The sequence below is a fragment of the Burkholderia sp. Bp9016 genome (assembly GCF_003857765.1).
Taxonomy (GTDB): domain Bacteria; phylum Pseudomonadota; class Gammaproteobacteria; order Burkholderiales; family Burkholderiaceae; genus Burkholderia.
Window position 1 is genome coordinate 20329 of sequence record NZ_QTPY01000003.1, and the last position, 22018, is coordinate 42346.

Sequence of the window (22018 nt, forward strand, 5' to 3'; positions counted from 1 at the left end):
AAATCGTTCGATAATCGCACGTCATTGAACGATAATCGCGCACTTTGACCGATCGGCCAATTGCCGGGACGCGGCGCGCGCCCTATTCTCCGTTCACCCTTCGACTTCAATGCAGCATCGGACTCCACGATGCGCCGTACCAGGAGACACAGTCATGACCCCAACCATCGACACCCTCGACACCGCCGCCGGCGCCCGGGCGCGCAGCCAGGCCCGCAAGGCCGCGATCGGCAGTTTCGTCGGCGCCGTCGTCGACTGGTACGACTTCCTGTTGTACGGGATCGTCGCAGCACTCGTATTCAACTCCGAATTCTTCCCGAAAATCAGCCCGACGATGGGCACGCTCGCCGCGTTCGCGACGTTCGGCGTCGGCTTCCTGTTCCGCCCGCTCGGCGGCGTCGTGTTCGGCCACTACGGCGACCGGCTCGGGCGCAAGCGGATGCTTGTGCTGACCGTGATGCTGATGGGGCTGTCGACCGTCGCGATCGGCCTGCTGCCGACTTTCGCGTCGATCGGCTGGTGGGCGCCCGTGCTGCTGGTGCTGATGCGCGCGATCCAGGGTTTCGCGGTCGGCGGCGAATGGGGCGGCGCGGCACTGATGGCCGTCGAGAGCGCGCCGAAGCAGAAGAAGGCGTTCTACAGCAGCGGCGTGCAGGTCGGCTACGGTGTCGGGCTCGTGTTGGCCACTGGCATCGTGTCGATCCTGAGCCACACGCTCGGCGAGGCAGCGTTCAAGGCCTGGGCCTGGCGCCTGCCGTTCGTGTTCAGCATCGTGCTGGTGCTGATCGGCCTGTGGGTACGCAAGAGCATGGACGAATCGCGGGAGTTCGTCGAGAAGGTCGAGCACGGCAACCACAAGGTGCGCCTGCCCGTGCTGGAAGCGCTCACGCGCCACCCGAAGGCGTTCCTGTTGATCGTCGCGCTGCGTCTTGCCGAACTGTTCACGATGTATATCGTCACCGCGTTCGCGCTCAGCTATTCGACCACGAACCTGGGCATGTCGCGCGACCTGTTCCTGAACATCGGCCTGCTGGTCGGCGCGGTGAGCTGCGTGACGATCCCGTGCTTCGCGTGGCTGGCCGACCGCTTCGGTCTGCGCCGCATCTACCTGATCGGCGCGCTGATCGGCCTCGCAGCAGCGGTGCCGTTCTTCGTCGCGCTGGAATCGCGCTCGACCGTATGGATCGTGATCTGCTCGATCCTGCTGGCGAATGCCGCGCACGACATGGTTGTGAGCGTCCAGCAGCCGCTCTTCACCGAGCTGTTCGGCGCGGAATACCGTTACAGCGGCGCGGGCGTCGGTTACCAGTTCGCGAGTGTGGTCGGCGGCGGGTTCACGCCGTTCATCGCGGTGGCGCTCGTCAGCATCGCCGGTGGCTCGTGGCACCTCGTCGCCGGCTATCTCGCAGTGGGTTGCCTGATCTCGCTGGTGGTCGCCGCGCGGATGCGGGCGGCGCAGTGATCGGGTGACCGGATGGCCGGTGCGCGGTGCGCGTCCGGCCATTTCCCGCGCCCCCCTGCTCGCGCATACCGAACGGTACGGACGCCATCCAACGTCAAACACCGTCAATCACACGCGCAGCCCCCCCTTTTTCGCCTCTGAACATTCCACGCCGCCCGCCGACCAGTGGCATCATATGGGCCTACGTCAGTCACCGATACGCCCCCATATCATGTCGAATCTCATCGTCCACGGCGGCACCCCGCTGCGCGGGGACATCAAGCCGTCCGCGAACAAGAACGCCGTCCTGCCGATTCTGTGCGCAACCCTGTTGACCGATCAACCGCTGCGCCTCGTCGGCGTGCCGGACATCACCGACGTACGCAAGATCCTCGACATCTTCCGCGCGCTGGGCAGCGACGTGTCGGTCGACTTCGCGACAGGCATCCTCGAGCTCCACCATCGCAATACGACGTTCGATCCGGCCGTCCACCGGCTGCCGGAAGCGATGCGCTCGTCGATCATGCTGATTCCGCCGCTGCTCGCGCGCTTCGGCGTCGCGCGCCTCGAGAACGACGTGAAGGGCTGCACGCTCGGCGTGCGCGAAATCGATCCGCACGTCGAGGTGTTCGAGCGTTTCGGCGCGCATATCGAGCGCACGCCCGATTCGCTGATCGTCCGCGCCGACGGCCCGCTGACGGCGAACGACCACTGGTTCGACTACGCGTCGGTGACGACCACCGAAAACTTCGCGCTGTGCGCAACAGCTGCAGGCGGCACGTCCACGCTGATGAACGCAGCGTCCGAGCCGCACGTGCAGGAGTTCTGCCAGTTCCTGGCGATGATCGGCGTCGCGATCGAGGGCATCGGCACTTCGCGCCTGTGCGTGACAGGCGGCGGCAAGCTCGGCGGCGGCGAATTCCGCTTCGCCGAGGATTTCCACGAAATCGCGACGTTCCTCGCGCTCGGCGCGATCACGGGCGGCGACATCACGGTGCGCAACTCGTCGCCGGAGCATTTCCCGCTGATCGACCGCACGTTCGCGAAGTTCGGCGTGAACATCACGCACCGCGACGGCTGGTCGCGCGCGGAACGCGACGGCCCGCTGCGCGTGCGCCGGCCGTTCACGCAGAACATCCTGACCAAGGTCGAAGCCGCACCGTGGCCGTACCTGCCGGTCGACCTGCTGCCGATCTTCATCGCGCTCGGCGTGCGTGCGGAAGGCAGCGCGATGTTCTGGAACAAGGTCTACGACGGCGCGCTCGGCTGGTCCGGCGAACTGTCGAAGTTCGGCGCGCACGTGCTGCTGTCGGATCCGCACCGCCTGATCACGTTCGGCGGGCTGCAACTGACGCCGGCGCGCGTCGAAAGCCCTTACATCATTCGCGTCGCGATCGCGCTGCTGATGGTGGCCGCGAGCATCGAAGGCCGCTCGGAAATCATGAACGCGCTGCCGATCCGCCGCGCGCATCCGCATTTCGTCGAAAACCTGCGTTCGGTCGGCGCGAACGTCGAGTGGACGAGCAGCGAGTAACGTTCGTCCGGATGCGGCGGGCGTAACGTTCGCGCCGCATCCGACTCGCCCGCTTTTCACATTCGACCCGCGGCGCCGATACGCCGGAGAACCCTCTTCATCCATCGGTGGCCGTCGGGTTCGCCCATCGTCACTCTCGGCTGCGCCCGCGTGCCAGGAACCGCCGGCATTCACGCAAACGGATTTCGCAACTCCGGACCGCCCGCCACTCGCAAGCCATCGTGCATATCTTCGGTGTAGAGGTATTCACACCCCTCGATCGAAGCAGTTGCCACGATGCACGCGTCGTAGAAAGACAAGCGGTGCCACTCCGCGAGCCGTCGCGCGAGGTCGTGCGCATCGACCGTGATCGGCACGACACGGCACAAACTCCTGATCGGCTCCAGAAACTGCCCCACGTCCCGCCACGGCATTCGCAATTTGCGACTGCAAACGCTGGCGACTTCGTTCAGTACCTGGACACTGATGGTCGGCCGCCGGAGAAACAGTGCTTCCGCGAGGTTTGCCTTGGTTTCGTCCTCGGACAGCAGATAAAGCACGACATTGCTGTCGACGAACGATTTCTCGGACTCAATCCTGCTCATTCGCATCGTCCCGGCTGAACTTGAAATCGGCAGGCAGCTTGCCCCTGAAACGCCTCAACCGCTGCAGAAGCTCGTCGGGCCTCGGCTTGCGACTCACGGCAAAAACCCGAGGGCTATCGACCACGATTTCGATATCGTCCCCTTCGCGGAGCTCCAGTGCGTCGACCACGCTGGCCGGAAGGCGAACCGCCAGGCTATTGCCCCACTTTGCAACCTGCATATGAGCCTCCATGGATATACGCGATAAATTGTATATCTACAATGCAAATCCGCAAGCTAACCGATTGGACGGCTCGGATGCCGCGCGCTCGCTTTGCCGCACGACTCGCGCGATAATCGCCCATTCTTGCGCGAACAGCGCACATCCACCCCAACGCCTCCATGAAAAAGCCCGAACTCGACCGACGCGACTGGATTGCCGGCCTCGAAAAAGGCCTGATGATCCTCGAGGCGTTCGACAGCCAGCACGCGCGCATGACGCCCACCCAGGCCGCCGCCCGCACCGGCCTCACGCGCACGGCCGCGCGCCGCTACCTGCTGACGCTCGAATCGCTCGGCTACGTGTACACCGACGGCAAGCTGTACGGCCTCACGCCGCGCGTGCTGCGGGTCGGCTGGTCGTACTTCGATTCCGCGCGCCTGCCGCGCACGGTCCAGCCGTATCTGCAGCAACTGAGCGCGTCGCTGAACGAATCGGCGTACGTGAGCGTGCTCGACGGATGGGAGCTCGTGTTCATCGCGCGCAACGGCGTGTCGCGCGTGATGACGACGGGCTTCGTGCTCGGCGCGCGCGTGCCGGCGCCGCTGACGTCGCCGGGCGTCGTGTTGCTCGCGCATCATCCGGATCGGGAAGCCGTCCGCACATGGCTCGACGACACGGCGCTCGCGCCGTTCACGCCGCACACGATCACCAACAAGGCGCGCCTGCTCGAACAAGTCGACCACGCCCGCGACGCAGGCTACGCGGTGATCGAACAGCAATTGCAGGTCGGCGTGCGCGGAATCGCGGTGCCGCTGAAGAACCGTCATGGCACAGTCGTCGCCGCGCTGAGCACGAACATGCCGATCGGCGCGGAGACGACCGATGCGGCAGTGCGCCGCGTGCTGCCGCATCTGCAGGAAGCCGCGCTCGCGATGCTCAACGTGCTGTAGGCGCAAGCACCCGGCCCTTGCGGCACCCGCGCCGCGACCTCACCCGATCCGCCACCACCTCGGCAGCAGGTCGCGCACCTCCCGCCGCCGGTAGCGATCGTCGATCAGATGCACGACGCCCTCGTCGTGTTCGGTGCGGATCACGCGTCCGGCCGCCTGCACGACCTTCTGCAAGCCCGGATACAGGTACGTGTAGTCGTATCCGTTGCCGAAACGCGCATCCATCGCGCGTCGCATCTGCTCGTTGACGTCGTTGACCTGCGGCAGCCCGAGCGTCGCGATGAACGCACCGATCAGCCGCTCGCCGACCAGGTCCACACCTTCCGAGAACGCGCCGCCCAGCACCGCGAAGCCGACGCCGCGGCCGCCCGCATCGAAGCGGGCGAGAAACGCGTCGCGCTCGCTTTCAGCCATGCCGGGCGCCTGGGCCCACACGGGCACGTCCGGATGCCGAGCCTGCATCAGTGCGACGACGCGCCCGAGATAGTCGAAGCTGCTGAGAAAACCGAGGTAGTTGCCGGGTCGCGTCGCGTACTGCGCGGCGATCAGGTCCGCGATCGGTTCGAGCGAACGGTCGCGGTCGCGCCAGCGCGTCGACACATGGCTCGCGACGCGCACGGTCAACTGCTCGGCGCGAAACGGCCCCTCGACGTCGAGCCAGCCGGTATCGGCCGGCAGCCCGAGCGTGTCGCGATAGAAATGGAACGGGCTCAGCGTGCCGGAAAACAGCACGGTCGCACGCGCAGCCTCGTAGCGCGACGCGAGAAAACCGGCCGGGATCACGTTGCGCACGCACAGCGTCGACTGGATACGGCGTCGGCGCGCGGCCGGCGCAACGCCGTCGAGCCCCGACTGGCGCGGCAGCGGCTCCCCGTGCAGCGTCGCATCGAAGATCGACGCGCTGTCGAACGCGTCGGCGAGCACGCCGAACTGGATCGCCTCGAAATGAAAGCGCAGCAGCGCGTCGTCGTTCGCGCGCGGCGCATCGGTCAGGTGTTCGCCGATCGCCGAGACGAGGTTCTGCACTGCCGACACGATCGGGCCGGGAATGTCGGGATACGCCGCATAGCGCCCGGTTTGTGCACGATTGAGGGTGCCCCACGCGCGTGCGAGCCGGTCGAACGGCTTGCGCAGCGCCACCGGCGCGGCCTCGCGCGCGGCGGCGAACGCGAACGGGTCGAGCGACGCACTGTACATCTTGCGCGCTCGGTCGAGCAGGTTGTGCGCTTCGTCGACGAGCACGCCGACGCGCCACTGGTTCTGTTGCGCGAGCGTGTGCAGCATCGCGCTGCCGTCGTAGTAGTAGTTGTAGTCGCCGATCACCATGTCCGACCAGCGCGCCAGCTCCTGCGCGAGATAGTACGGGCAGACGTCATGCGCGAGCGCCGCCTCGCGCACGGTCGCACGATCGAGCAGCCCGGCGCCGATCGCCGCGTCGCGCGCGGCCGGCAGCCGGTCGTAGAAGCCCTGCGCGAGCGGACACGATTCGCCGTGACACGCGAGGTCAGGATGCTCGCACGCCTTGTCGCGCGCGACGAGCTCCAGCACGCGCAGCGGCAGCGCCGGCGTGCCGGCGCCGAGCGTCGTCGCTGCTTCGAGCGCGAGCGCACGCCCGGGCGTCTTTGCGGTCAGGAAGAACACGTGATCGAGCTCGCCCTCGCCGCATGCCTTCAGCAACGGAAATACCGTGCCGACCGTCTTGCCGATACCGGTCGGCGCCTGCGCCATCAGGCAGCGTTCGTCGCGCGCCGCGCGATAGACCGACACCGCCAGTTCGCGCTGCCCGCTGCGAAATTGCCCGTGCGGAAACGTCAGCGTACGCAGCGCCGCATCGCGGGCCGCGCGATGCGCGGTCTCGCGCTCCGCCCAGTCGACGAAACAGGCACACTGCTCGGCGAAGAACGCGGCGAGTTCGCTCGCGCCCAGCGTTTCGGTCAGCACGGTCTCGCGCTCGGACACGATGTCGAAATACACGAGCGCGACGCCGATTTCCGGAAGGTCGCGCGCGTCGCACATCAGGTGCGCATAGACCTTCGCCTGCGCCCAGTGCAGCGCGCGGTGATTGGCCGGCATCGCATCGAGGCTGCCGCGATAGGTCTTGATTTCCTCGATCCGGTTCGCGACCGGATCGTAGCCGTCCGCGCGTCCGCGCACGGTGAGCGTGCCCCACGTGCCGGTCAGCGCGATCTCCGTTTCATAGCGCGCGCCGCGGTTCGACGTGACGGCGCCGTGGCCCGCGATCCCTTCGAGCGCGGTCGGCGCGGGCGTGAAGCGCAGGTCGAGATCGCCGCGCCGCGCGGTGAACTCGCACATCGCCCGCACCGCGACGACATAGCTCATGCGGACAGCCCCGCCGCTTCGGCCGGCTCGACACCGGCGCCCGCCCATTCGACATCGACGACGCGCACCGGAATCCCGTGCGCGATGCAGTACGCGAGCCAGCGTGTCTGGTTATCCTGCAGCCGGTCGCCGGGGCCTTTCACCTCGATCAGTTCATAGCGCCGCTCGCCGGGCCAGAAACGGACGAGATCGGGCAGCCCCGAGCGGTTGCTGCGGATATCCGCGAGCAGGCGCGTGAACCACAGCCGCAGATGCTCGGGCGGCAGGCACGCCAGCGCCTCGTCGAGCAGTTCGTCGGACAGCACGCCCCAGAACACGAACGGCGATTGCAGCCCCGCCTTCGTCGCGTAGTGACGAAGGATCGTATCGCGATAAGCGCCCGAGTCGAGCTGCGCAAAGCAGGCGGCGAACGCATCGGTGCGGCGCACCGCGAAATCGGGTGCATGCAGGTCGGCCGGCCCCCGCTGGAACGGGTGAAAGAATGCGCCGGGCACGGCCGCGAACACGGGCTCCCAGCACAGCAGCCCGAACAGCGAATTGATCAGCGTGTTCTCGACGTAATGAACCGGCGCTTCGGGCTGCGCCAGATGATCGCGCACGGCGAATTCGACGCTGACGAACGCATCGGGGCGCGCCAGCACCAGCGTCTCGCGCGGCACGTCCGGCGCGGCATGCGCGCGTTCGACCCGCTGTCCGACGCGCCGCTGCAGACGCGGCAGCATCCGTTCGACGCGCTGGCGTTCCTCGTCGCTTTCGAAGCCGTTGCGCGCGTCGAGCGCCAGCGCGAGCGCGTCGTCGTCGCGTCCGCAGCGTTCGAGCACGCGAATGCGCCGATGGCGGCTGCCCGGCCACGCGCTGCGCGCATACGCGTCGAGCGCGGCGGGCCAGTCGGCGCGGCGCTCGCAGATTTGCCCAAGCGTAAACAACAGCTTCGCGCGGCGCGTCGCGAGCCACGGCTGCACGCAACTCACCGCGTCGATTGCACGCAGCAGATCGTCGAACGGCAGGTCGTCGGGCCACGCCTCGAGCGCTTCGCGGCAAGTCTGCAAGGCGAGATACGTATCGACGTCGTCGCGCTGCTGGAACGCGCGCGACGACGGCGCGAACGGCACGCTCTCGTACTGGAATACGCCGAGATCGGCGAGCACGAATTCGCTCCAGTCCTGATGCAGATTGCCGAAGAACATCAGCCGCAACCGGTCGCACAGCGCGCCGACAGTCACGCGCAGCACGCGATCGTCGGCCTGTTCGAACCATGCATGGAGCGGTTGCGCGACATCGTGCGCGGGTCGCAGCCGCTCCAGCCATTCGGGCTTGCGCTCGCCCGCGTGCGCGGCGAGCGCCGGAAACACCTTCAGCAGATCGGCCTTGGTCGACAGTGCGAACAGTTCGTCGAGCGAGAGCGCGGGCGCCGGATCGACCCAGCCGAGCGCGACGAGCGGCGCGGCCGCGTCGAGCGGGCAGCCGATTTCGTCGTAGACGAGCTTGCTGGCGCGGAAATCGAACCCGTTGCGCATCAGCATCCGCACGAGCAGCGCGCGCGATGCCTGCGGCAACTGCGGGAAATGGCGCAGAAACGCGTGCTCGTGCTCGTCGAGCAGGTCGTCGTAACGCTCGCCGAGCCAGGCCAGCGCGCGTTCGAAATTGGTCAGGTAGTAAAACGCCGGGGGCGTCGGCGATGCAGGCGTCACGGGGATCGATCACTGTACGTTTGTACAGGTCGCAATCATATCAAATGTGACGAAAAATGCCCCACGCCACGGATGACCCGCCCGGCTCGGTTCCGCTCAGAACTGGTAATTCACCGACATGTCGAATACGCCGTTCGTCGACTGCTGCGTGATCGGGCTACGCCGTGCGCGGCCCACCAGTTGTTCGATCGCGCCGTCCATCGTCACGAACCAGTGCTTGTCCACGAACCAGACCATCGTCACGCCCGCGCCGTACGACTTCATCCCGGCGCTCGCCGAATAGGCCGGCAGCCCGGAACGCGCCGACGCGCCAGGACTCACGCCGAACCAGCTGTTCATGTAGCGCGAATCGGCGAACGACACGGTCGGCCCCGCAAACCAGAAGAAATGCTCGTTGCTGCCGGGCATCGGCATGTACGCGGAAAAATCGCCGATCCAGCCGTTCGATCCGCCGATGCTGCGGCGGACATCGGCGCGCAGCACGAGCGGGAAATCCTTCGAGATCACGTAGTCGGCCGCAAGCTTCATCACCGGCGCCGCATTGATGTTGTCGAGACCGTTCAGGTGGCCGAGATCGTCGGCCGAACGGCGCCCGAGGTCATAGCCGACCGACATGCTCACGCGCCAGTTCGGCCCGCGCAGCACGTTCGCGCCGAGCCCCTCGCCCGTCGACAGGAAGAACAGGTCGCGATAGCGCACGTCGAAATTCGGGCCGCCCATCACGCGATAGCGATCGGAGCCCGCGTAACGCGGCTGCAGCGTCATCGCGGCGCCGAAGCTGGCCTGCCACGTGGGAACGGCCGGATTGAACAGCTTCTGCAGCGGGATGCCCGCCGAGTATTGCCATTCGCCGAGCGGCGAAGGCGTCTGTGCCGACGCGTCGCGCGCGCCGGATGCCGCGAGCGCGGCGAAGGCCGACAGGCCGGATACGAACCGGCGTGTAGCGGGCGACAACAGCAGGCGAGCAATGGTCGTCAAGGCGGTCTCCGTCGGTTGCGCAAAACGAACCTGAGGGAAAGCGCGTCGCGCTCGATCGGCTGCCACGACAAACCGCCGACGGCGCGAACGTAGTGTGCGCTGAATTAAGGGACATCCTACGCGACACGCGCGAAGCCGCAAAGCGCCCGTTGCATGCGGGCACTTTGCCGGATTCCGGTACGCGCAGGTGGATCGTCGCGGAATCAGAAACGCTCGACGTGGTAATCACCGGCGAGCGCGGCGGGACTGCGTGTCGACATCATGCGCGAGAAGCCGTCCGCGAGCCGTCCGAGCGCGAGTTGCTTCTGGCTCGCGTCCCAGTGCGTGTAGGTGTCGTACGCGGAATCGTCGAACGACACGGTGACGGCGACCGGGCGGCCGCTCGCACGAAAGCCGATATGGAGCACGCCGCCCGGAAATTCCTCGATGTGATAGCGCAACGAACGCGACTCGAAATAGCGGCCCAGCACCTGAGCGATCGCGCGCTTGTCCGGCGATTGCACGTGAATGTCCATGATGGTCCTCCCTTCAGTGATCGCGCGGCCGGCTTCGGTTCGCTGCATCCGCCCGGCATCCGCATCGGCGGCGGTTGCGACGGCGGATCGCCCTGCGGCGGCCCCGCCGGCACGGGCGGATCCACCGGATCGTCGTGCTCGGGCCACGCCGGGTCGGGCTCGACGTCGGGGATCGGTTCGGGACGGTGCAGCATGGATGGCGTGCTCATGTCACTCCTGCGCGGCGGCTCGCGCGTGTCGATTGGCGCGGCGAGCGCGCGCAAGCGGCGTGCCTGCACGCTGCCAACCCTGCGATACCATGCGGCCCGCTCACCCGTCGCAAGCCGCCATCACGAGCCACATCGTGCGCCCTTCCCCGGCAAGTTGCACGGCAAGCGAACGGATCGGACGGCGCGCATCGCACGACCCTCGCTTGCCGGCCCCTCGTGGACGGCATGTTCGGTTCGCGCACCGCGTCCATGCCGGCGAACAGGCGCTGCGCGGGGCGACAGGTCGGCGATTCGCGCTTCCATATATCGAAACGCCCGCGCACATGACTGAAATCGTCGCCGCACACGTTCGCGTCGTAACGTATCCTTTCCCTGGGTTCATTCATCACGATTTCCTCTCGCCCACGCCGGCGGCGTGCGGGCCTCGCGTCCGCCGGCGCCGGCGGCTCGATGGCGGCAAGGGCCGTGCCGCCGCCGATACGCGGCACGGCGCTTGCGCCCGTCGTAACCCGTAAAGGAGGTTCGATCATGACCGTTCACGCCACCGGCCGCCGCGACGCCGTGTTACCGGCCGCCGGAGCATTCCGGCTCGCCACGTCGCGCCCGCCGTCCGAAGACAAGACGGAGGAGCGCATCGACGAAGGGCTCGAAGAAGCGTTTCCGGCCAGCGACCCGCCCGCCGTCGGCGGCGCGACCCGCATCGCCCCCGCCAAACCGTCCGGCGGACGCGAACGTCGCGCGCCCGACACCCCACCATCGCCTCGCGATCACGGCTGACGGCGGCATCCGGTCCGAGGTGCGCCAGCCTACGAAAGAGCGGATCAACCGGAGCGAAACAGATGAAACGCATGGAACGAGCCTGGCATGAAGTCAGCGGCGCCGCGGCGTCGCGTCGCTGGCCGCGCTCGAGAGCGCGCTGGTTCTCGCAATCGTCGCGATGACGGGCGTCGGCCGCTGACGTCGCTCGCGTCCCGGCCGCGGTTCCCGCCGTGGAAGATGTACAAGCGTGCTGGCAAATTTCTCCGTGCCCCGGCCGTGCGGGCCCGGCACGTACCGCGCCGAGCGCGGCACGCGTCCTGCTCGCACATCGCCTCGCTTACGAAGGAGGCGTTCATGTATCGCGTCAACGAGATCATGTCGCGCGACGTGGTGTGCGTCGCGCCCACCGACACGATTCGCCATGCGGCCGAATCGATGCAGCGCTTCGACATCGGCGTGCTGCCGGTTTGCGACGGCACCGGGCTCGTCGCGATCGTGACGGATCGCGACCTCGCAGTGCGTGCGCTGTCGCGCGGCCATTCGCCCGACACGCCCGTGATGGCGGTCGCATCCGCACCCGTGCAGTGGTGCGTCGAGGACGACGGTGTCGGCGACGTGCAGCAGCGGATGGCCGACGTGCAGTTGCGCCGGATGCCGGTGCTCGACGGCAACAGGCAACTCGTCGGCATCGTGTCGCTCGGCGACATCGCGACACGCGCGGGCGGCCCCGCTCGCGACGAGCTGGCCAACACGCTCGAGGACATGTCATTGCCGCGGCGTCGCTGAGCGACGCCGCCTTCATCCATGTGGCGCCCGCGGCAAGCCCGGCGCCCCTTCGACCTGGAGACTGCGATGACAACGGACAGGGCGTCGCGCACGCGCGCGCGCATCGTCGGCGACGGCAGCCGTTCAGCCGGCGGGCCGGGTCCGGACGTGATGGTTGCCGGCACGCTGGAAGACCACCACGTGCTGACGATGGATGGCGACGACATCGGCAAGGTCACGAACATCATGCTCGACGTCCGCTCGGGCCGGATCGACACGCATCCCCACCTGCACGGGCTTGCCCTTTTGCGCGCCGAGCCGGCGCAATGCGCCGGCGATACGGCCGCGATCGTCGACCATCCGGCGCGCGAACGCCTTCACGTCCGGATTCGACGATCGATCGAGCGCGAGTTGGCTCGCCTGCAGTTGCGTCCTGCCGACGATGCTCGCCTTGTCGACGAATTAGGCGTTGATGCGGTCGGCCGCCGCGTCATGTCGGCCTCGTCGGCGGTCTCGTCGGCGGCCTCGCCGGGGCGCGTGACGCCCGGCGCGACCTGCACCGACGAGGCGCTCGCCGTCTGCGCACACGCGGGCGCCGCCGCCAGCGCGCAACCCGTCGCGAGCATGCCCGATACCAGCCCGCGCGCGAGGCCTGCGGCTCCCGTGGATCGGCATCCGCTCCGGCGCTTTCCACCCGGCCGCATCCGGATCTCCGGTTCCGCCGAAGGCTCGAACCGGCCGAACGCTGCAGGTGCGCGCATCATGCGGGGCGATGCGCGGACGTGAAGAAATCGGTCCACGCGCCTTTTTGCCATGCGCCTTCGACCCGCTCGATCGACAGCGCGCCGCACGCCAGCAGCGTACGCTCCGTGAACGTCGCCGTGCGCCTCCTGACGTGCGCGGCCAGCACGACTCCGTTCTCGCATTGTTTCAGCGCACCATGGCCTTCCGGCGCATCGCCGTTCATCTTGCCAAGCGCACCGCACAGCGCGCCAACGTAGCCGCCGACCAGCGGCACGCCGATCCATGCGAGCGGCGAATGAAGCCCGCCGAGATACAGCAAGGCGGCGCCCGCCAGCCCGACGATCGCGCCGATGGCCACGCCCTCCAGCGCGCCGATGCCGCCCGGGCGCGCCGCGGAATCCGCATAGACGTCGCCGCCGAGCCAGAACAGCGCGTGCTGCCCCGGCGGATTGAGAAAGAAGACCTTCACGTCGTCCCGATGCATGGCGTGGCCGCGCAATTGTTCCGCGCAGTGCTCCGCCCGCTCGAGCGTCGAGAAACGGCCCGCGATGATGGTGTCCATGTCGAACCCTCCTGCCTGGTGCCGCGCAGGGCCGCGAGACGCGCGACGCCCGATCGGCCCCGACGCTTGCCCGCGCATCACGTTACTTCCGGCGAATCTGCAGCCTGTCGCGCACGCCGCGCACGCCGTCGACGTCGTGCACGACCCGGACCGCGGTCGCATGTTGCGGCGCGTCGGGCACACTGCCCGTCAGCTCGGCCACGCGGCCGTGGGCCTGCACGTCGATGTCGTCGGACGCCAGCCCCCGCTCGGCGACGAGCGCGGCCCGAATACGGGACGCGAGCGTCGCATCGCGAAGCTGGCCGCCGACGGCCGACGCCTGGCTCGCGAGCGTCGCCCGAACGCTTTCGTCCGCCGACGCGTAGCGAGGCATCGCGATCCATGCACACGACAGCATCAGTATGCTCGCGATCCGTCCGACCGGCGGCATGCGCCGGATGCGTGCCGAGGCCCGGGGGGCGCCCTCGCGCGGCGTGTTTTCCGATCCTTTCATCGCACCTCCTGGCGGGTGGACGGATGCGGCCCGCGCGTCAGCGACGCGAGCCGCATCCGGCCTTCCGGTCATCCGGCGATACGTCGACGATCACGCTCGCCAGCGTCGGCATATCGACCGGCTTGCACAGATACGCATCGAAACCGGCGGCCATCACCCGGTTGCGGTCCGTGCTGCCCGCATGCGCGGTCACCGCGACGACCGGCAAGCGTGCGCGGCCGTCCGGCAGATGCCGGATATGCTCGAGCAGCCAGAAGCCGTCGCCGTCCGGCATCGCGAGATCGGACAGCACGACGCTCGGGCGCTGCCGTGCGACGACGTCGAGCGCGTCGTGTCCCGATTGCGCGGTCGACACCTGTGCGCCGAGCGTTTCGAGCGCCGCGGCGAGACTCGCGCGCGACGTCGCGTCGTCGTCGACGACCAGCACGCGCTGGCCGTCGAGCGCGACCGCCGTCGATGCGCCGCTCGGCCGCAGCGGGTGGCCGAACGAATCGTCGCCGTCCGCGTCGACCGGCAGCATGACCGTGACCGTCGTGCCGCGCCCAACGCCGTCGCTCGTCGCCGCGACTTCGCCGCCGTGCAGCCGTGCGATGTTGCGCACGATCGACAGCCCGAGCCCGAGACCGCGCTTCGGCGACGCCGACGCGCCTTCGGGCCGGTTGAACGTGTCGAACAGATGGGGCAGGCGCTCGGCGGAAATGCCCTGCCCGGTATCGGTGACCGACAGGCGGACGCGCGCCCCGGCGCGCGTCAGCGAGATCCTGACGCGTCCGCCCGGCGGCGTGAACTTGATCGCGTTCGACAGCAGGTTGGACAGCACCTGGCGCAGACGCTCGCCGTCGGCGGAAATCACGCAGTTGGCCATCGTGCAGTCGGTCGACAACTGGAGCCCGTTCGCCTCGGCACTCGCGCCGAGTTCGCGCGCCGCTTCGCGCACGATGCGCACGAGGTCGACCGGCATGCATTCGAGGCGCATGCGGCCGGTTGCGAGCGACGATGCGTCGAGCAGGTCGCCGACCATGTGCGCCAGCGATCGCGCACTGCGGTCGATCGCGTCGATCGCCTGGTGCGCGAAGCCCTGACCGTCGGCGCTGCGCAGCACTTCGACCCAGCCGTAGATCACGTTCAGCGGCGTGCGCAATTCGTGCGACACGATGGCCAGCAACTCGTCCTTCATCCGGTTCGACTCGTCGGCCTGCACGCGCGCGTCGTGCGCGCCACGCAACGAGCGCACGTCGCGCCGCTCTTCGCGGCGACGCTCGCGTGCCTCGCGCAGCGTCATCGACAAACCGGTGCAGTTGCCCTGTGCGTCGACGATCGGCGACGCCGCGACAGTCGCGCGAAAGCGGCCGCCGTCGCGACGCAAACAGAGGATGTCGAGCGGGCCGGAGGGCGCGCGCGCGTTCGCGAACGACACGGGGACGGGATGCCTGCGCAGCCAGCGCGGCGCGATCAGCGTCGTCACGTCGTGTCCGAGCACCGTCGCGGCATCCATGCCGAAGATGCGCCGGGCGGCCGGATTCCAGCTCGTGATCCGCCGGTCGGCATCGACGCCGACGATCGCATCGGGCGAGGCATCGACCACGCGGCGCAGCAGGATGTCGTCGAGCGAGCGCGCCGCGGGAGCCGGTTCGTGTCGCGGCATCCGCCCGGCGTCCTCGGCGGCATCGACCGCGCCGCGCAGCCGTTCGCTCGCGAGCAGCGGCTTCACGGCCATCACCAGCACGCACTCGACGAAACCGATCGCGACGAACGCGCCGGCCTGCGCGAGCAGCGCGGCCATCGGCGCATCCGGCCACCACAGCACGGCGATCGCGGCCACGCTGGCAGCCGTCGCGGCCAGCCCGCCGGCGAACGACGTCAGCCATGCGGCGGCTGCGACGCCTGCATAGAAAGGCAGCGGTGCAAACGGTTCATGCGCGCCGACGACGCGCATCGCCCACGCCTGCAGCGCGGACGCCGCCCCGACGGCCAGCACGACCCATGCACCCTGCCGGAACAGCTCACGGGTATAAGTCCTCATCGTTTCCTTGCATCGCGCCAGCGACCGTCATGCGACGGCATGCCGTCGAACGCATCGGGCGAGCCTACGCGCCCCCGCAACGGACGTACCCGAGGCCAGACCGTTCGCTACCGCGCCGCACCGCCCCCGGCACCGCGGACCACGGCCGGCGTGCCGGTCGGCCGGACGCCGCATCTGCGCGGATGCGATTGCACGCGGCTTTCGATTTTTCATTGCAGCGATGTAAAAACGCACCGCTGGGCGACCCGACCGCCGCGATCGAGTATTCCTTGCAGCATCGGCCCCGGCATTGGAAATTTCTATACCGCGGCACCTTCCGTTCCGTTGCGCTGTCGATGATAAATATTGCAACGAAGGAAACGCGCGGTGCCTATTTTCAAACCGGCCCGCCTGAACCCATGGCTGAATCCGCCCCCCGTTCAAAACAACGCGCCGATGCACGCCGGCTGTCCGGCCGCTCCGCCGCGATGCGCACGTTGCTCGGCCGTATCGAGAAAATCGCGCCGACCCGCGCGAGCGTGATGATTGCCGGCGAAAGCGGGGTCGGGAAGGATATCGTCGCCCGCCGGCTGCACGACCTCAGCACGCGTCGCGACGGGCCGTTCGTGCCCGTGAACTGCGGCGCGATTCCGGCCGATATCGCCGAGGCGCAATTGTTCGGCCACGAGAAAGGCAGCTTCACCGGCGCGGTCGCGCAGCGCGAAGGGTTCTTCGAAGCCGCGTGCGGCGGCACGCTGCTGCTCGACGAGATCGCGGAAATGCCCGCTGCGCTGCAAGTGAAGCTGCTGCGGGCGCTCGAATCCAACACGATCGTGCGGGTCGGCGGCACCGAATCGATCCCGCTCGACGTGCGCATCCTGTCGGCGACCCGTCACAATCCGGCCGAGGCCGTGCGCGACGGCCGGCTGCGCGAGGACCTGTTCTACCGCCTCGCCGCGTTCGCGTTGTACGTGCCGCCGCTGCGCCAGCGGGACGGCGACGTCGAGACGATCGCGCACGAATTCGTCGACACACTAAACGCGCGGCACCGCTCGCACAAACAGCTGACCGATGCGGCGATCGCGGCGCTGCGCGCGTATTCGTGGCCCGGCAACGTGCGTGAGCTGCACAACACGATCGAGCGCGCGTACATCCTCGCGGACGACGGGATCGACGTCGCGCTGCCGAAGCCGACGATACTGCCCGGCCATACGTCGGACGATGCCATGGCGCTGCCGCTCGGCGCGACGCTGCACCATGTACAGCAGCGCTTTATCGCGGCGACGTTAGATCACTTCGACGGCAACAAGCCACAAGCCGCGAAAGCGCTCGGCATCAGCCTGAAGACCCTCTACAACCGTCTCGCGCTGATGCGCGACGACGGCAACACTTGACGGCCGGCACCGTCACGCGCATTGCGAGCACACGGATCGGCCGATTGCCGATCGCGCCGCCCGGCTCAGGCCCAGGTCATGCGACCTTGAACTGCCCGACCGTCAACGCGAGCGCGTTCGCCTGCGTCTGCAACGCGGTCGCGGCCGCGGTCGACTGTTCGACGAGCGCCGCGTTCTGCTGCACCATTTCGTCGAGCTGCGTGACCGCGCGATTCACTTCCTGAATCCCGCGCGTCTGTTCGTTCGCCGCGTGCGTGATCTCGGAGATGATCGTTGTAACGTTCGCGACGTTCGACACGATCTCGCGCATCGTGTCGCCGGCCTGGCGCACCTGCCCCGACCCGGCCGACACGCTCGCGACCGTCGATTCGACCAGTACCTTCACCTCGCGCGCGGCCTGCGCGCTGCGCTGCGCGAGGCTGCGCACTTCCTGCGCGACCACCGCGAAACCGCGCCCCTGCTCGCCCGCGCGCGCCGCCTCGACTGCCGCGTTCAGCGCGAGGATGTTGGTCTGGAACGCGATCCCGTCGATCACGCCGATGATGTCGCCGATCCGGCCCGACGCTTCCTCGATCCTCTCCATCGTCGCGACGACGTCGGACACGACCACGCCGCCGTGCGACGCGATCCGCGACGCGGCGGCCGCGCGTTCGTCGGCCTGGCCGGCGGCAGCGGCCGACTGGCCGACCGTCGCGGTGATTTCTTCCATCGACGCGGCCGTTTCCTCCAGGCTCGCCGCCGCCGATTCGGTGCGCGACGACAAATCCTGGTTGCCGGCGGCGATTTCGTTCGCGGCCGTACGCACCGACTCGCTCGCATCGCGAATCTGGCGCATCACGTCGTTCAGCTTGTCCACGAAACTGTTGAACGAGCGCGCGATGTCGGCCACCTCGTCGCGGCCTTCGGCCGGCAGGCGCTGCGTGAGGTCGCCCGTGCCCGAGCCGATCGACGCCATCGCCTGACGCACCTGCGACAGGCGGCGGAACGCGGTCGCCGTGATCGCGCCGACGATCAGCGACGCGACGCCGACGATCACCACCAGCGTGATCAGCGAAGCGGTCAGCAGCGAACGCATCCCGGCTGTCGCTTCGGATTTGTCCAGCAGTACCAGCGCATACCAGTCGGTACCCGGCACGGCCTGCGCTCGCACCAGCTTCGCGTCGCCGCCGACGTGCACTTCGACCGGCGCGCTCGCGCCGGCGAGCGCCGCCGCGCTGAGCGCGCCGAGATCGGGCGACACGTCGGTGACCGGCTTCAGCGTGAGCTTCGCGTCCGGATGCGCGACGATGTGGCCGTTGCTGTCGATCAACATCCCGAAGCTCGCGGGCGTCGGGCGGATCGACTTCACGTTCGCGATCACGCTGTCCATCGCGACGTCGGCTGCGACGACGCCCTTCAGCCCGCCATCGCGCAGGATCGGCACCGCGAACGTGACGACCAGGTTGCCGGTGCCCGCGTCGATGTACGGCGGCGTGACGACCGGCTTGCCGGCCTGCGCGGCCTGCTTGTACCACGGACGGCTGGTCGGATCGTAGTCGGACCCGATGCCGGTCGGGTCGGAGAAATGGAACGCCTTGTCCGCATAGCCGACGTAGACGTTGGTGAAGCCGCCGGCCTCGGCCATCTGCTTGAAGACCGGCACCGGATCGGGCGACAGGGCGGCGTCCTGCAGCGACACGATCATCCGGCTCCGGGTCGCGACCCAGTCGCCGATGCCGACCACGTGGCCGCTGGCGACGGAAGTGAGGTTGCGGTCGATCGCGTCGTCGTTGTACGTGTGCGCGATGAAATAATTGATCAGTGTGGTGGCGACGAGTGCGAATACGACGATGGCAACGCACGCGGCGAGGATACGGGTCCGGATGGACGAGAACATGGCAACGACTCGGTAAGGGAGCGCGAACGCCCGGTGGACGAATTCACCGGGTATACGGCATTTGCGCCGCTTACTTGAGGCCGTCGCGACAATTCAGTCAATTGTCTGACGAAATCCGCCGACCGTCGCAAGCCCGCTGTCAGGACGATTGCGCAGACGCCGCGGGGGGCTGGGCCGGCCCGCGGCGCCCGTGTTTCACAGACGGCGGCTCGTCGCCTGATCCGGTTCGCGGTGCGGTGTGCCGGCCGACGTATCGCGTTCGAGCTCGTCCTGCCTGCGCATCCGTTCGCGCAGGTGGCGAATCGCGAACACATGGATGTAATCGTGCACGCGCGCGTCGGACGACAGTGCACGCACTTCGTCGTCGAGCATCGTACGCAACTGGTCGGCGCCGATTGCACGCCGTTCGGCGACTTCCTTGAGTGAATCGAGCAGATTGTCCTGTGACATCGACGAGCTCCTGACGGTCGAGGAACGAAAAGATGACGCTACCGGAAGTTTGGAGACTGGACGGCCGCCCGGCGTGCGATGCGCCGAAGCGTGTTTGCGCTCGATCAACGGTATGTTGCATACCGTCGCGCCGATCCGCCGAAGGACCGGTGCGCGCACAGCGCCCGCGAGGCAGATCGCCCGCGAACCACTGGAAGACTGGAAGCCTTGCCACGCCGCCCCGAGGCGCGGCACCGTCGATCAGGCGGCAGATGGAGCGCCGCGCGACGTCGATGCAGTGAGGAACTTAGTCCGGTCGAAAACCTGCGTCAAGCGCCGGCAGCGGCCACGATTCGTCAGTTGAAATGCAGCGGATCGCGGCACGGGGTGCCGTGCGCGGCCGAACCGAACCGCGGCGCCGCGGCAGATCGTTCGCCTCGCGTGTCAGCGGATTCCGATAGGTCGCGCGCAATGCCTGACAGCGACTTCAGCACGCGCCGATTGGCAATGCCGGCCGCCGGGCCGATACTGACGTCACGAACCGAGCGTTCATACCGGGTCATCGCTCAGCCGGCCGTCGAGCCGGTACGCGGGGTCCGGCGCAGGAGACCAACCATGACACCTCGTAACTTCCGGACCCGGGACGGACAGCGGCGCACACCTGAGCACGCCGCGCCCGCGGTGCAGGCCGGCATCCGCCCGCCCGCAGATCTGGACGCGCTGCTCGCGCTCGCGCGCGAGTCGGGTTTGCTCGTCACGCTCGACGGGCAGATCGGCCGCGAAAAATACCAGAGCGTCGCGGGGTCGGTGTTCGCGCTGCAGCGGTTCGCCACCGCGCTGTGCGCACGCGCCGCTGCCGATGCACCGGTCGTTCCGGGAACGCGCCGCAAGACGCGCCCCGGCTGGCCGCGGCTGCGCAATCGCGCGCCCGGCACACGAGGACGATTGCATGGCGCGCATCGCCGCGCACGCGTATGCCGCGGCGCCGGCCGTCGGCATGCCCTGCACGCCCTTCGCATCACGTAACGGCGTGACGCCTGCATGCCCGAACGCAGCCCGCGCGGCACGAGGCCGCATCACGACTGCGTCGACGCTCCGGCAGCGAGCGCATAGTGCGTGACAGCGCATCGCATGCCGACGTCCACACCGATCCGCAACCGCGCGATCGCGTGCCGTGATAGGTGATTACGTGTCATTACGCGCCGTTCCGCACGGCGACATCAACGAAGCATTCCTGCGAGGAAAGCTGTTCGACGGGGCCGGGGAAGCGGACGGGGTGATCGACACCCCGTCCGTCGCCCAAGGCAGCAGCCTGCTGCCTACCCTCGTGCCAGAGAGTGCTTGATCGGATCGCGCCATGCGATGCATGGCCCGGTTCCGGAAAATGACCGGTGAGAAACGACGCCCGCCGCGCGTTCGATCGCGGGCATTGTCGGCACGTTTCGACGCGTCGCGCGACCGATGTATCCGTGCGCACGCATCGCACACGGACGAACCGTCTTCCACCGGCAATATTGCGTCAATGTCTCACGCAACATTCACGCCGTTTCTGATGCAGGTCAACGAATGTCCGCTTCGCTTGTGCTTCATCGCGACATTCATGCGGCACCGCGCACCAGCAGCACCGGCACCTGCGCGAGATGGGCGACGCGCCGCGCGACGCTGCCGATCAGCCACGCGGCGATACCGCGCCGGCCGTGCGTGCCGACCACCAACAGTTCCGCATGCCAGTGCACGGCGTCGCGCATCAGCGCGTGCGCGACGTCGTCGCTGGTCGGACGAGTTTCGACGATGCCGCGCTTGGTCGGGTTCCCGGTGGCATGAAACACCGGGCCGATGCGCGCGAGCGCATCCTCGCCCTCCGCGCGATACGCATCCTCCAGCGCGCGCACCGGCACGATATCGGTCAGACGAACCGCGCGATCGACGACATAGGCCGCGTACAGCAGCGTCGTCGGCGCCGCGAAGCCGAGCCCGACATGAACCGCATGCAACGACGGCTCGCTGCCGTCGACCGCGAACATCAGGCGCTGCAGCGGCCCGTCCGACGGCCGTGCGTAGTCGGCCGGCACGATCAGCAACGCGCAGCGGGCACGCGTGGCGAGCGTGTCGGACATCGCGCCTTCGACGAGCCGCAGCAGCCCATGATGCGGATTCGCGCCGACCGCGAGCACATCGGCCTGCCAGGTCGACGTATCGTTCGCGAGCGCATTGGCCACCGAGCCGCCCGTGACCGACGTATCGACGATCGCCTGCTCGAGTTCCACGCCGGCGCCGGCGAACAGCGCGGCCGTGTGCTCGAGCACCGCCTGCGCTTCGCGCACCATGTCGTCGCGCGCCGACGTCAGCAGCGCGTCGATGCGCGGGATGTCGGGCAGCACGAGACGCGGGTTGTCGATTGCGCAGACGATGCGCACCCGCATGCCGGGACGCAGCAGCGTGCTCACATAGCGCGCGGCGGACAGCGATTCCGGTGTCGGATCGACGACCAGCGCGATCCGGGCGAGCGGCGGGATGGACTGGGTGGATTGCATGGCGAAAGCCTCCTTG

At 68.2% G+C, this 22018-nt stretch carries 19 protein-coding genes and 3 pseudogenes; 8 read left to right on the forward strand and 14 right to left on the reverse strand.

The window, feature by feature from the left end; all coding sequences use genetic code 11:
* The first annotated feature begins 154 nt into the window (after positions 1-154).
* Entirely contained in the window at positions 155-1462 is a 1308-nt protein-coding gene (gene shiA, locus DIE13_RS04425) for a shikimate transporter (protein WP_124826008.1), read from the forward strand.
* 211 nt (positions 1463-1673) lie between these two features.
* Positions 1674-2975, forward strand: coding sequence for a UDP-N-acetylglucosamine 1-carboxyvinyltransferase (locus DIE13_RS04430; RefSeq protein ID WP_124826009.1), 1302 nt, complete (start codon positions 1674-1676; stop codon positions 2973-2975).
* A 170-nt stretch (positions 2976-3145) separates the two neighbouring features.
* Here DIE13_RS04430 and DIE13_RS04435 read toward each other — a convergent pair whose 3' ends face one another.
* Entirely contained in the window at positions 3146-3559 is a 414-nt protein-coding gene (locus DIE13_RS04435; RefSeq protein WP_124826010.1) for a PIN domain-containing protein, read from the reverse strand.
* Positions 3546-3779, reverse strand: a complete 234-nt coding sequence (locus DIE13_RS04440) for an AbrB/MazE/SpoVT family DNA-binding domain-containing protein (protein ID WP_124826011.1) — start codon at positions 3777-3779, stop codon at positions 3546-3548. The genes DIE13_RS04435 and DIE13_RS04440 overlap by 14 nt, the downstream gene beginning before the upstream one ends.
* 161 nt (positions 3780-3940) lie before the next feature.
* Between DIE13_RS04440 and DIE13_RS04445 the strand changes: the two genes are divergently transcribed.
* On the forward strand, positions 3941-4711 hold the full coding sequence (locus tag DIE13_RS04445) for an IclR family transcriptional regulator C-terminal domain-containing protein (RefSeq protein WP_124826012.1): 771 nt from the start codon (positions 3941-3943) through the stop codon (positions 4709-4711).
* Positions 4712-4750: 39 nt separating this feature from the next.
* Here DIE13_RS04445 and DIE13_RS04450 read toward each other — a convergent pair whose 3' ends face one another.
* The 5 genes and pseudogenes from DIE13_RS04450 to DIE13_RS33265 form a co-directional block, all read right to left on the reverse strand.
* Positions 4751-7051: an ATP-dependent DNA helicase gene (locus DIE13_RS04450; RefSeq protein ID WP_124826013.1), complete on the reverse strand. Its 2301-nt coding sequence runs from the start codon at positions 7049-7051 to the stop codon at positions 4751-4753.
* Entirely contained in the window at positions 7048-8742 is a 1695-nt protein-coding gene (locus tag DIE13_RS04455; protein WP_124826014.1) for a VRR-NUC domain-containing protein, read from the reverse strand. Before DIE13_RS04455 ends, DIE13_RS04450 begins: the two co-directional genes overlap by 4 nt.
* A 96-nt stretch (positions 8743-8838) precedes the next feature.
* A complete protein-coding gene (locus DIE13_RS04460) occupies positions 8839-9720 on the reverse strand; it encodes a MipA/OmpV family protein (protein ID WP_124826015.1) in 882 nt (293 codons plus the stop codon).
* A 203-nt stretch (positions 9721-9923) separates the two neighbouring features.
* Complete coding sequence (locus DIE13_RS04465) at positions 9924-10235, reverse strand: hypothetical protein (protein ID WP_124826016.1); 312 nt, start codon at positions 10233-10235, stop codon at positions 9924-9926.
* Between the two features lie 309 nt (positions 10236-10544).
* Positions 10545-10830, reverse strand: a pseudogene (locus tag DIE13_RS33265) (hypothetical protein).
* Between the two features lie 142 nt (positions 10831-10972).
* Between DIE13_RS33265 and DIE13_RS04475 the strand changes: the two are divergent.
* The 3 genes and pseudogenes from DIE13_RS04475 to DIE13_RS33270 all read left to right on the forward strand — a co-directional run.
* A complete protein-coding gene (locus DIE13_RS04475; protein ID WP_124826017.1) occupies positions 10973-11221 on the forward strand; it encodes a hypothetical protein in 249 nt (82 codons plus the stop codon).
* 336 nt (positions 11222-11557) lie between these two features.
* Entirely contained in the window at positions 11558-11989 is a 432-nt protein-coding gene (locus tag DIE13_RS04480) for a CBS domain-containing protein (protein WP_124826018.1), read from the forward strand.
* 66 nt (positions 11990-12055) lie between these two features.
* Positions 12056-12241 (forward strand): annotated as a pseudogene (locus DIE13_RS33270) (PRC-barrel domain-containing protein); the annotation flags it as partial.
* A gap of 48 nt (positions 12242-12289) precedes the next feature.
* Here DIE13_RS33270 and DIE13_RS33795 read toward each other — a convergent pair.
* From DIE13_RS33795 to DIE13_RS04500, 4 genes and pseudogenes are all read right to left on the reverse strand, one after another.
* Positions 12290-12412, reverse strand: a pseudogene (locus DIE13_RS33795) (DUF4142 domain-containing protein); the annotation flags it as partial.
* Positions 12413-12728: 316 nt separating this feature from the next.
* Positions 12729-13274, reverse strand: a complete 546-nt coding sequence (locus tag DIE13_RS04490) for a hypothetical protein (RefSeq protein WP_124826019.1) — start codon at positions 13272-13274, stop codon at positions 12729-12731.
* Between the two features lie 82 nt (positions 13275-13356).
* Entirely contained in the window at positions 13357-13767 is a 411-nt protein-coding gene (locus DIE13_RS04495) for a BON domain-containing protein (protein WP_124826020.1), read from the reverse strand.
* A 37-nt stretch (positions 13768-13804) separates the two neighbouring features.
* Complete coding sequence (locus DIE13_RS04500) at positions 13805-15790, reverse strand: ATP-binding protein (RefSeq protein ID WP_124826021.1); 1986 nt, start codon at positions 15788-15790, stop codon at positions 13805-13807.
* 335 nt (positions 15791-16125) lie between these two features.
* Between DIE13_RS04500 and DIE13_RS04505 the strand changes: the two genes are divergently transcribed.
* Positions 16126-17163 (forward strand): sigma-54-dependent Fis family transcriptional regulator, encoded by a 1038-nt coding sequence (locus DIE13_RS04505; protein ID WP_124826022.1) that lies wholly within the window; start codon positions 16126-16128, stop codon positions 17161-17163.
* A 76-nt stretch (positions 17164-17239) separates the two neighbouring features.
* Here the strand turns inward: DIE13_RS04505 and DIE13_RS04510 are convergent, their stop codons facing one another.
* Positions 17240-19039 (reverse strand): methyl-accepting chemotaxis protein, encoded by a 1800-nt coding sequence (locus DIE13_RS04510; RefSeq protein WP_124826023.1) that lies wholly within the window; start codon positions 19037-19039, stop codon positions 17240-17242.
* A 195-nt stretch (positions 19040-19234) separates the two neighbouring features.
* Positions 19235-19489 carry a DUF3562 domain-containing protein gene (locus tag DIE13_RS04515; RefSeq protein ID WP_124826024.1) on the reverse strand — a complete coding sequence of 85 codons (255 nt, stop codon included), beginning with the start codon at positions 19487-19489 and terminating at the stop codon, positions 19235-19237.
* 594 nt (positions 19490-20083) lie between these two features.
* Here DIE13_RS04515 and DIE13_RS04520 point away from each other — a divergent pair.
* Positions 20084-20494, forward strand: coding sequence for a hypothetical protein (locus tag DIE13_RS04520; protein WP_124826296.1), 411 nt, complete (start codon positions 20084-20086; stop codon positions 20492-20494).
* A 572-nt stretch (positions 20495-21066) separates the two neighbouring features.
* Here DIE13_RS04520 and DIE13_RS04525 read toward each other — a convergent pair.
* Positions 21067-22002, reverse strand: coding sequence for a universal stress protein (locus DIE13_RS04525; protein ID WP_124826025.1), 936 nt, complete (start codon positions 22000-22002; stop codon positions 21067-21069).
* Positions 22003-22018 lie beyond the last annotated feature (16 nt).

Excerpts from the sequence above, each read along its gene's own strand:
- DIE13_RS04465 (WP_124826016.1), bottom strand. The coding sequence starts at position 10,235 with ATGGACATTCACGTGCAATCGCCGGACAAGCGCGCGATCGCTCAGGTG.
- DIE13_RS04450 (WP_124826013.1), bottom strand. The coding sequence starts at position 7,051 with ATGAGCTATGTCGTCGCGGTGCGGGCGATGTGCGAGTTCACCGCGCGG.
- DIE13_RS04525 (WP_124826025.1), bottom strand. The coding sequence starts at position 22,002 with ATGCAATCCACCCAGTCCATCCCGCCGCTCGCCCGGATCGCGCTGGTC.
- DIE13_RS04480 (WP_124826018.1), top strand. The coding sequence starts at position 11,558 with ATGTATCGCGTCAACGAGATCATGTCGCGCGACGTGGTGTGCGTCGCG.
- DIE13_RS04520 (WP_124826296.1), top strand. The coding sequence starts at position 20,084 with ATGACACCTCGTAACTTCCGGACCCGGGACGGACAGCGGCGCACACCT.
- DIE13_RS04510 (WP_124826023.1), bottom strand. The coding sequence starts at position 19,039 with ATGTTCTCGTCCATCCGGACCCGTATCCTCGCCGCGTGCGTTGCCATC.
- DIE13_RS04440 (WP_124826011.1), bottom strand. The coding sequence starts at position 3,779 with ATGCAGGTTGCAAAGTGGGGCAATAGCCTGGCGGTTCGCCTTCCGGCC.
- DIE13_RS04430 (WP_124826009.1), top strand. The coding sequence starts at position 1,674 with ATGTCGAATCTCATCGTCCACGGCGGCACCCCGCTGCGCGGGGACATC.
- DIE13_RS04495 (WP_124826020.1), bottom strand. The coding sequence starts at position 13,767 with ATGAAAGGATCGGAAAACACGCCGCGCGAGGGCGCCCCCCGGGCCTCG.
- DIE13_RS04475 (WP_124826017.1), top strand. The coding sequence starts at position 10,973 with ATGACCGTTCACGCCACCGGCCGCCGCGACGCCGTGTTACCGGCCGCC.
- shiA (WP_124826008.1), top strand. The coding sequence starts at position 155 with ATGACCCCAACCATCGACACCCTCGACACCGCCGCCGGCGCCCGGGCG.
- DIE13_RS04435 (WP_124826010.1), bottom strand. The coding sequence starts at position 3,559 with ATGAGCAGGATTGAGTCCGAGAAATCGTTCGTCGACAGCAATGTCGTG.
- DIE13_RS04515 (WP_124826024.1), bottom strand. The coding sequence starts at position 19,489 with ATGTCACAGGACAATCTGCTCGATTCACTCAAGGAAGTCGCCGAACGG.
- DIE13_RS04500 (WP_124826021.1), bottom strand. The coding sequence starts at position 15,790 with ATGAGGACTTATACCCGTGAGCTGTTCCGGCAGGGTGCATGGGTCGTG.
- DIE13_RS04505 (WP_124826022.1), top strand. The coding sequence starts at position 16,126 with ATGATAAATATTGCAACGAAGGAAACGCGCGGTGCCTATTTTCAAACC.
- DIE13_RS04490 (WP_124826019.1), bottom strand. The coding sequence starts at position 13,274 with ATGGACACCATCATCGCGGGCCGTTTCTCGACGCTCGAGCGGGCGGAG.
- DIE13_RS04445 (WP_124826012.1), top strand. The coding sequence starts at position 3,941 with ATGAAAAAGCCCGAACTCGACCGACGCGACTGGATTGCCGGCCTCGAA.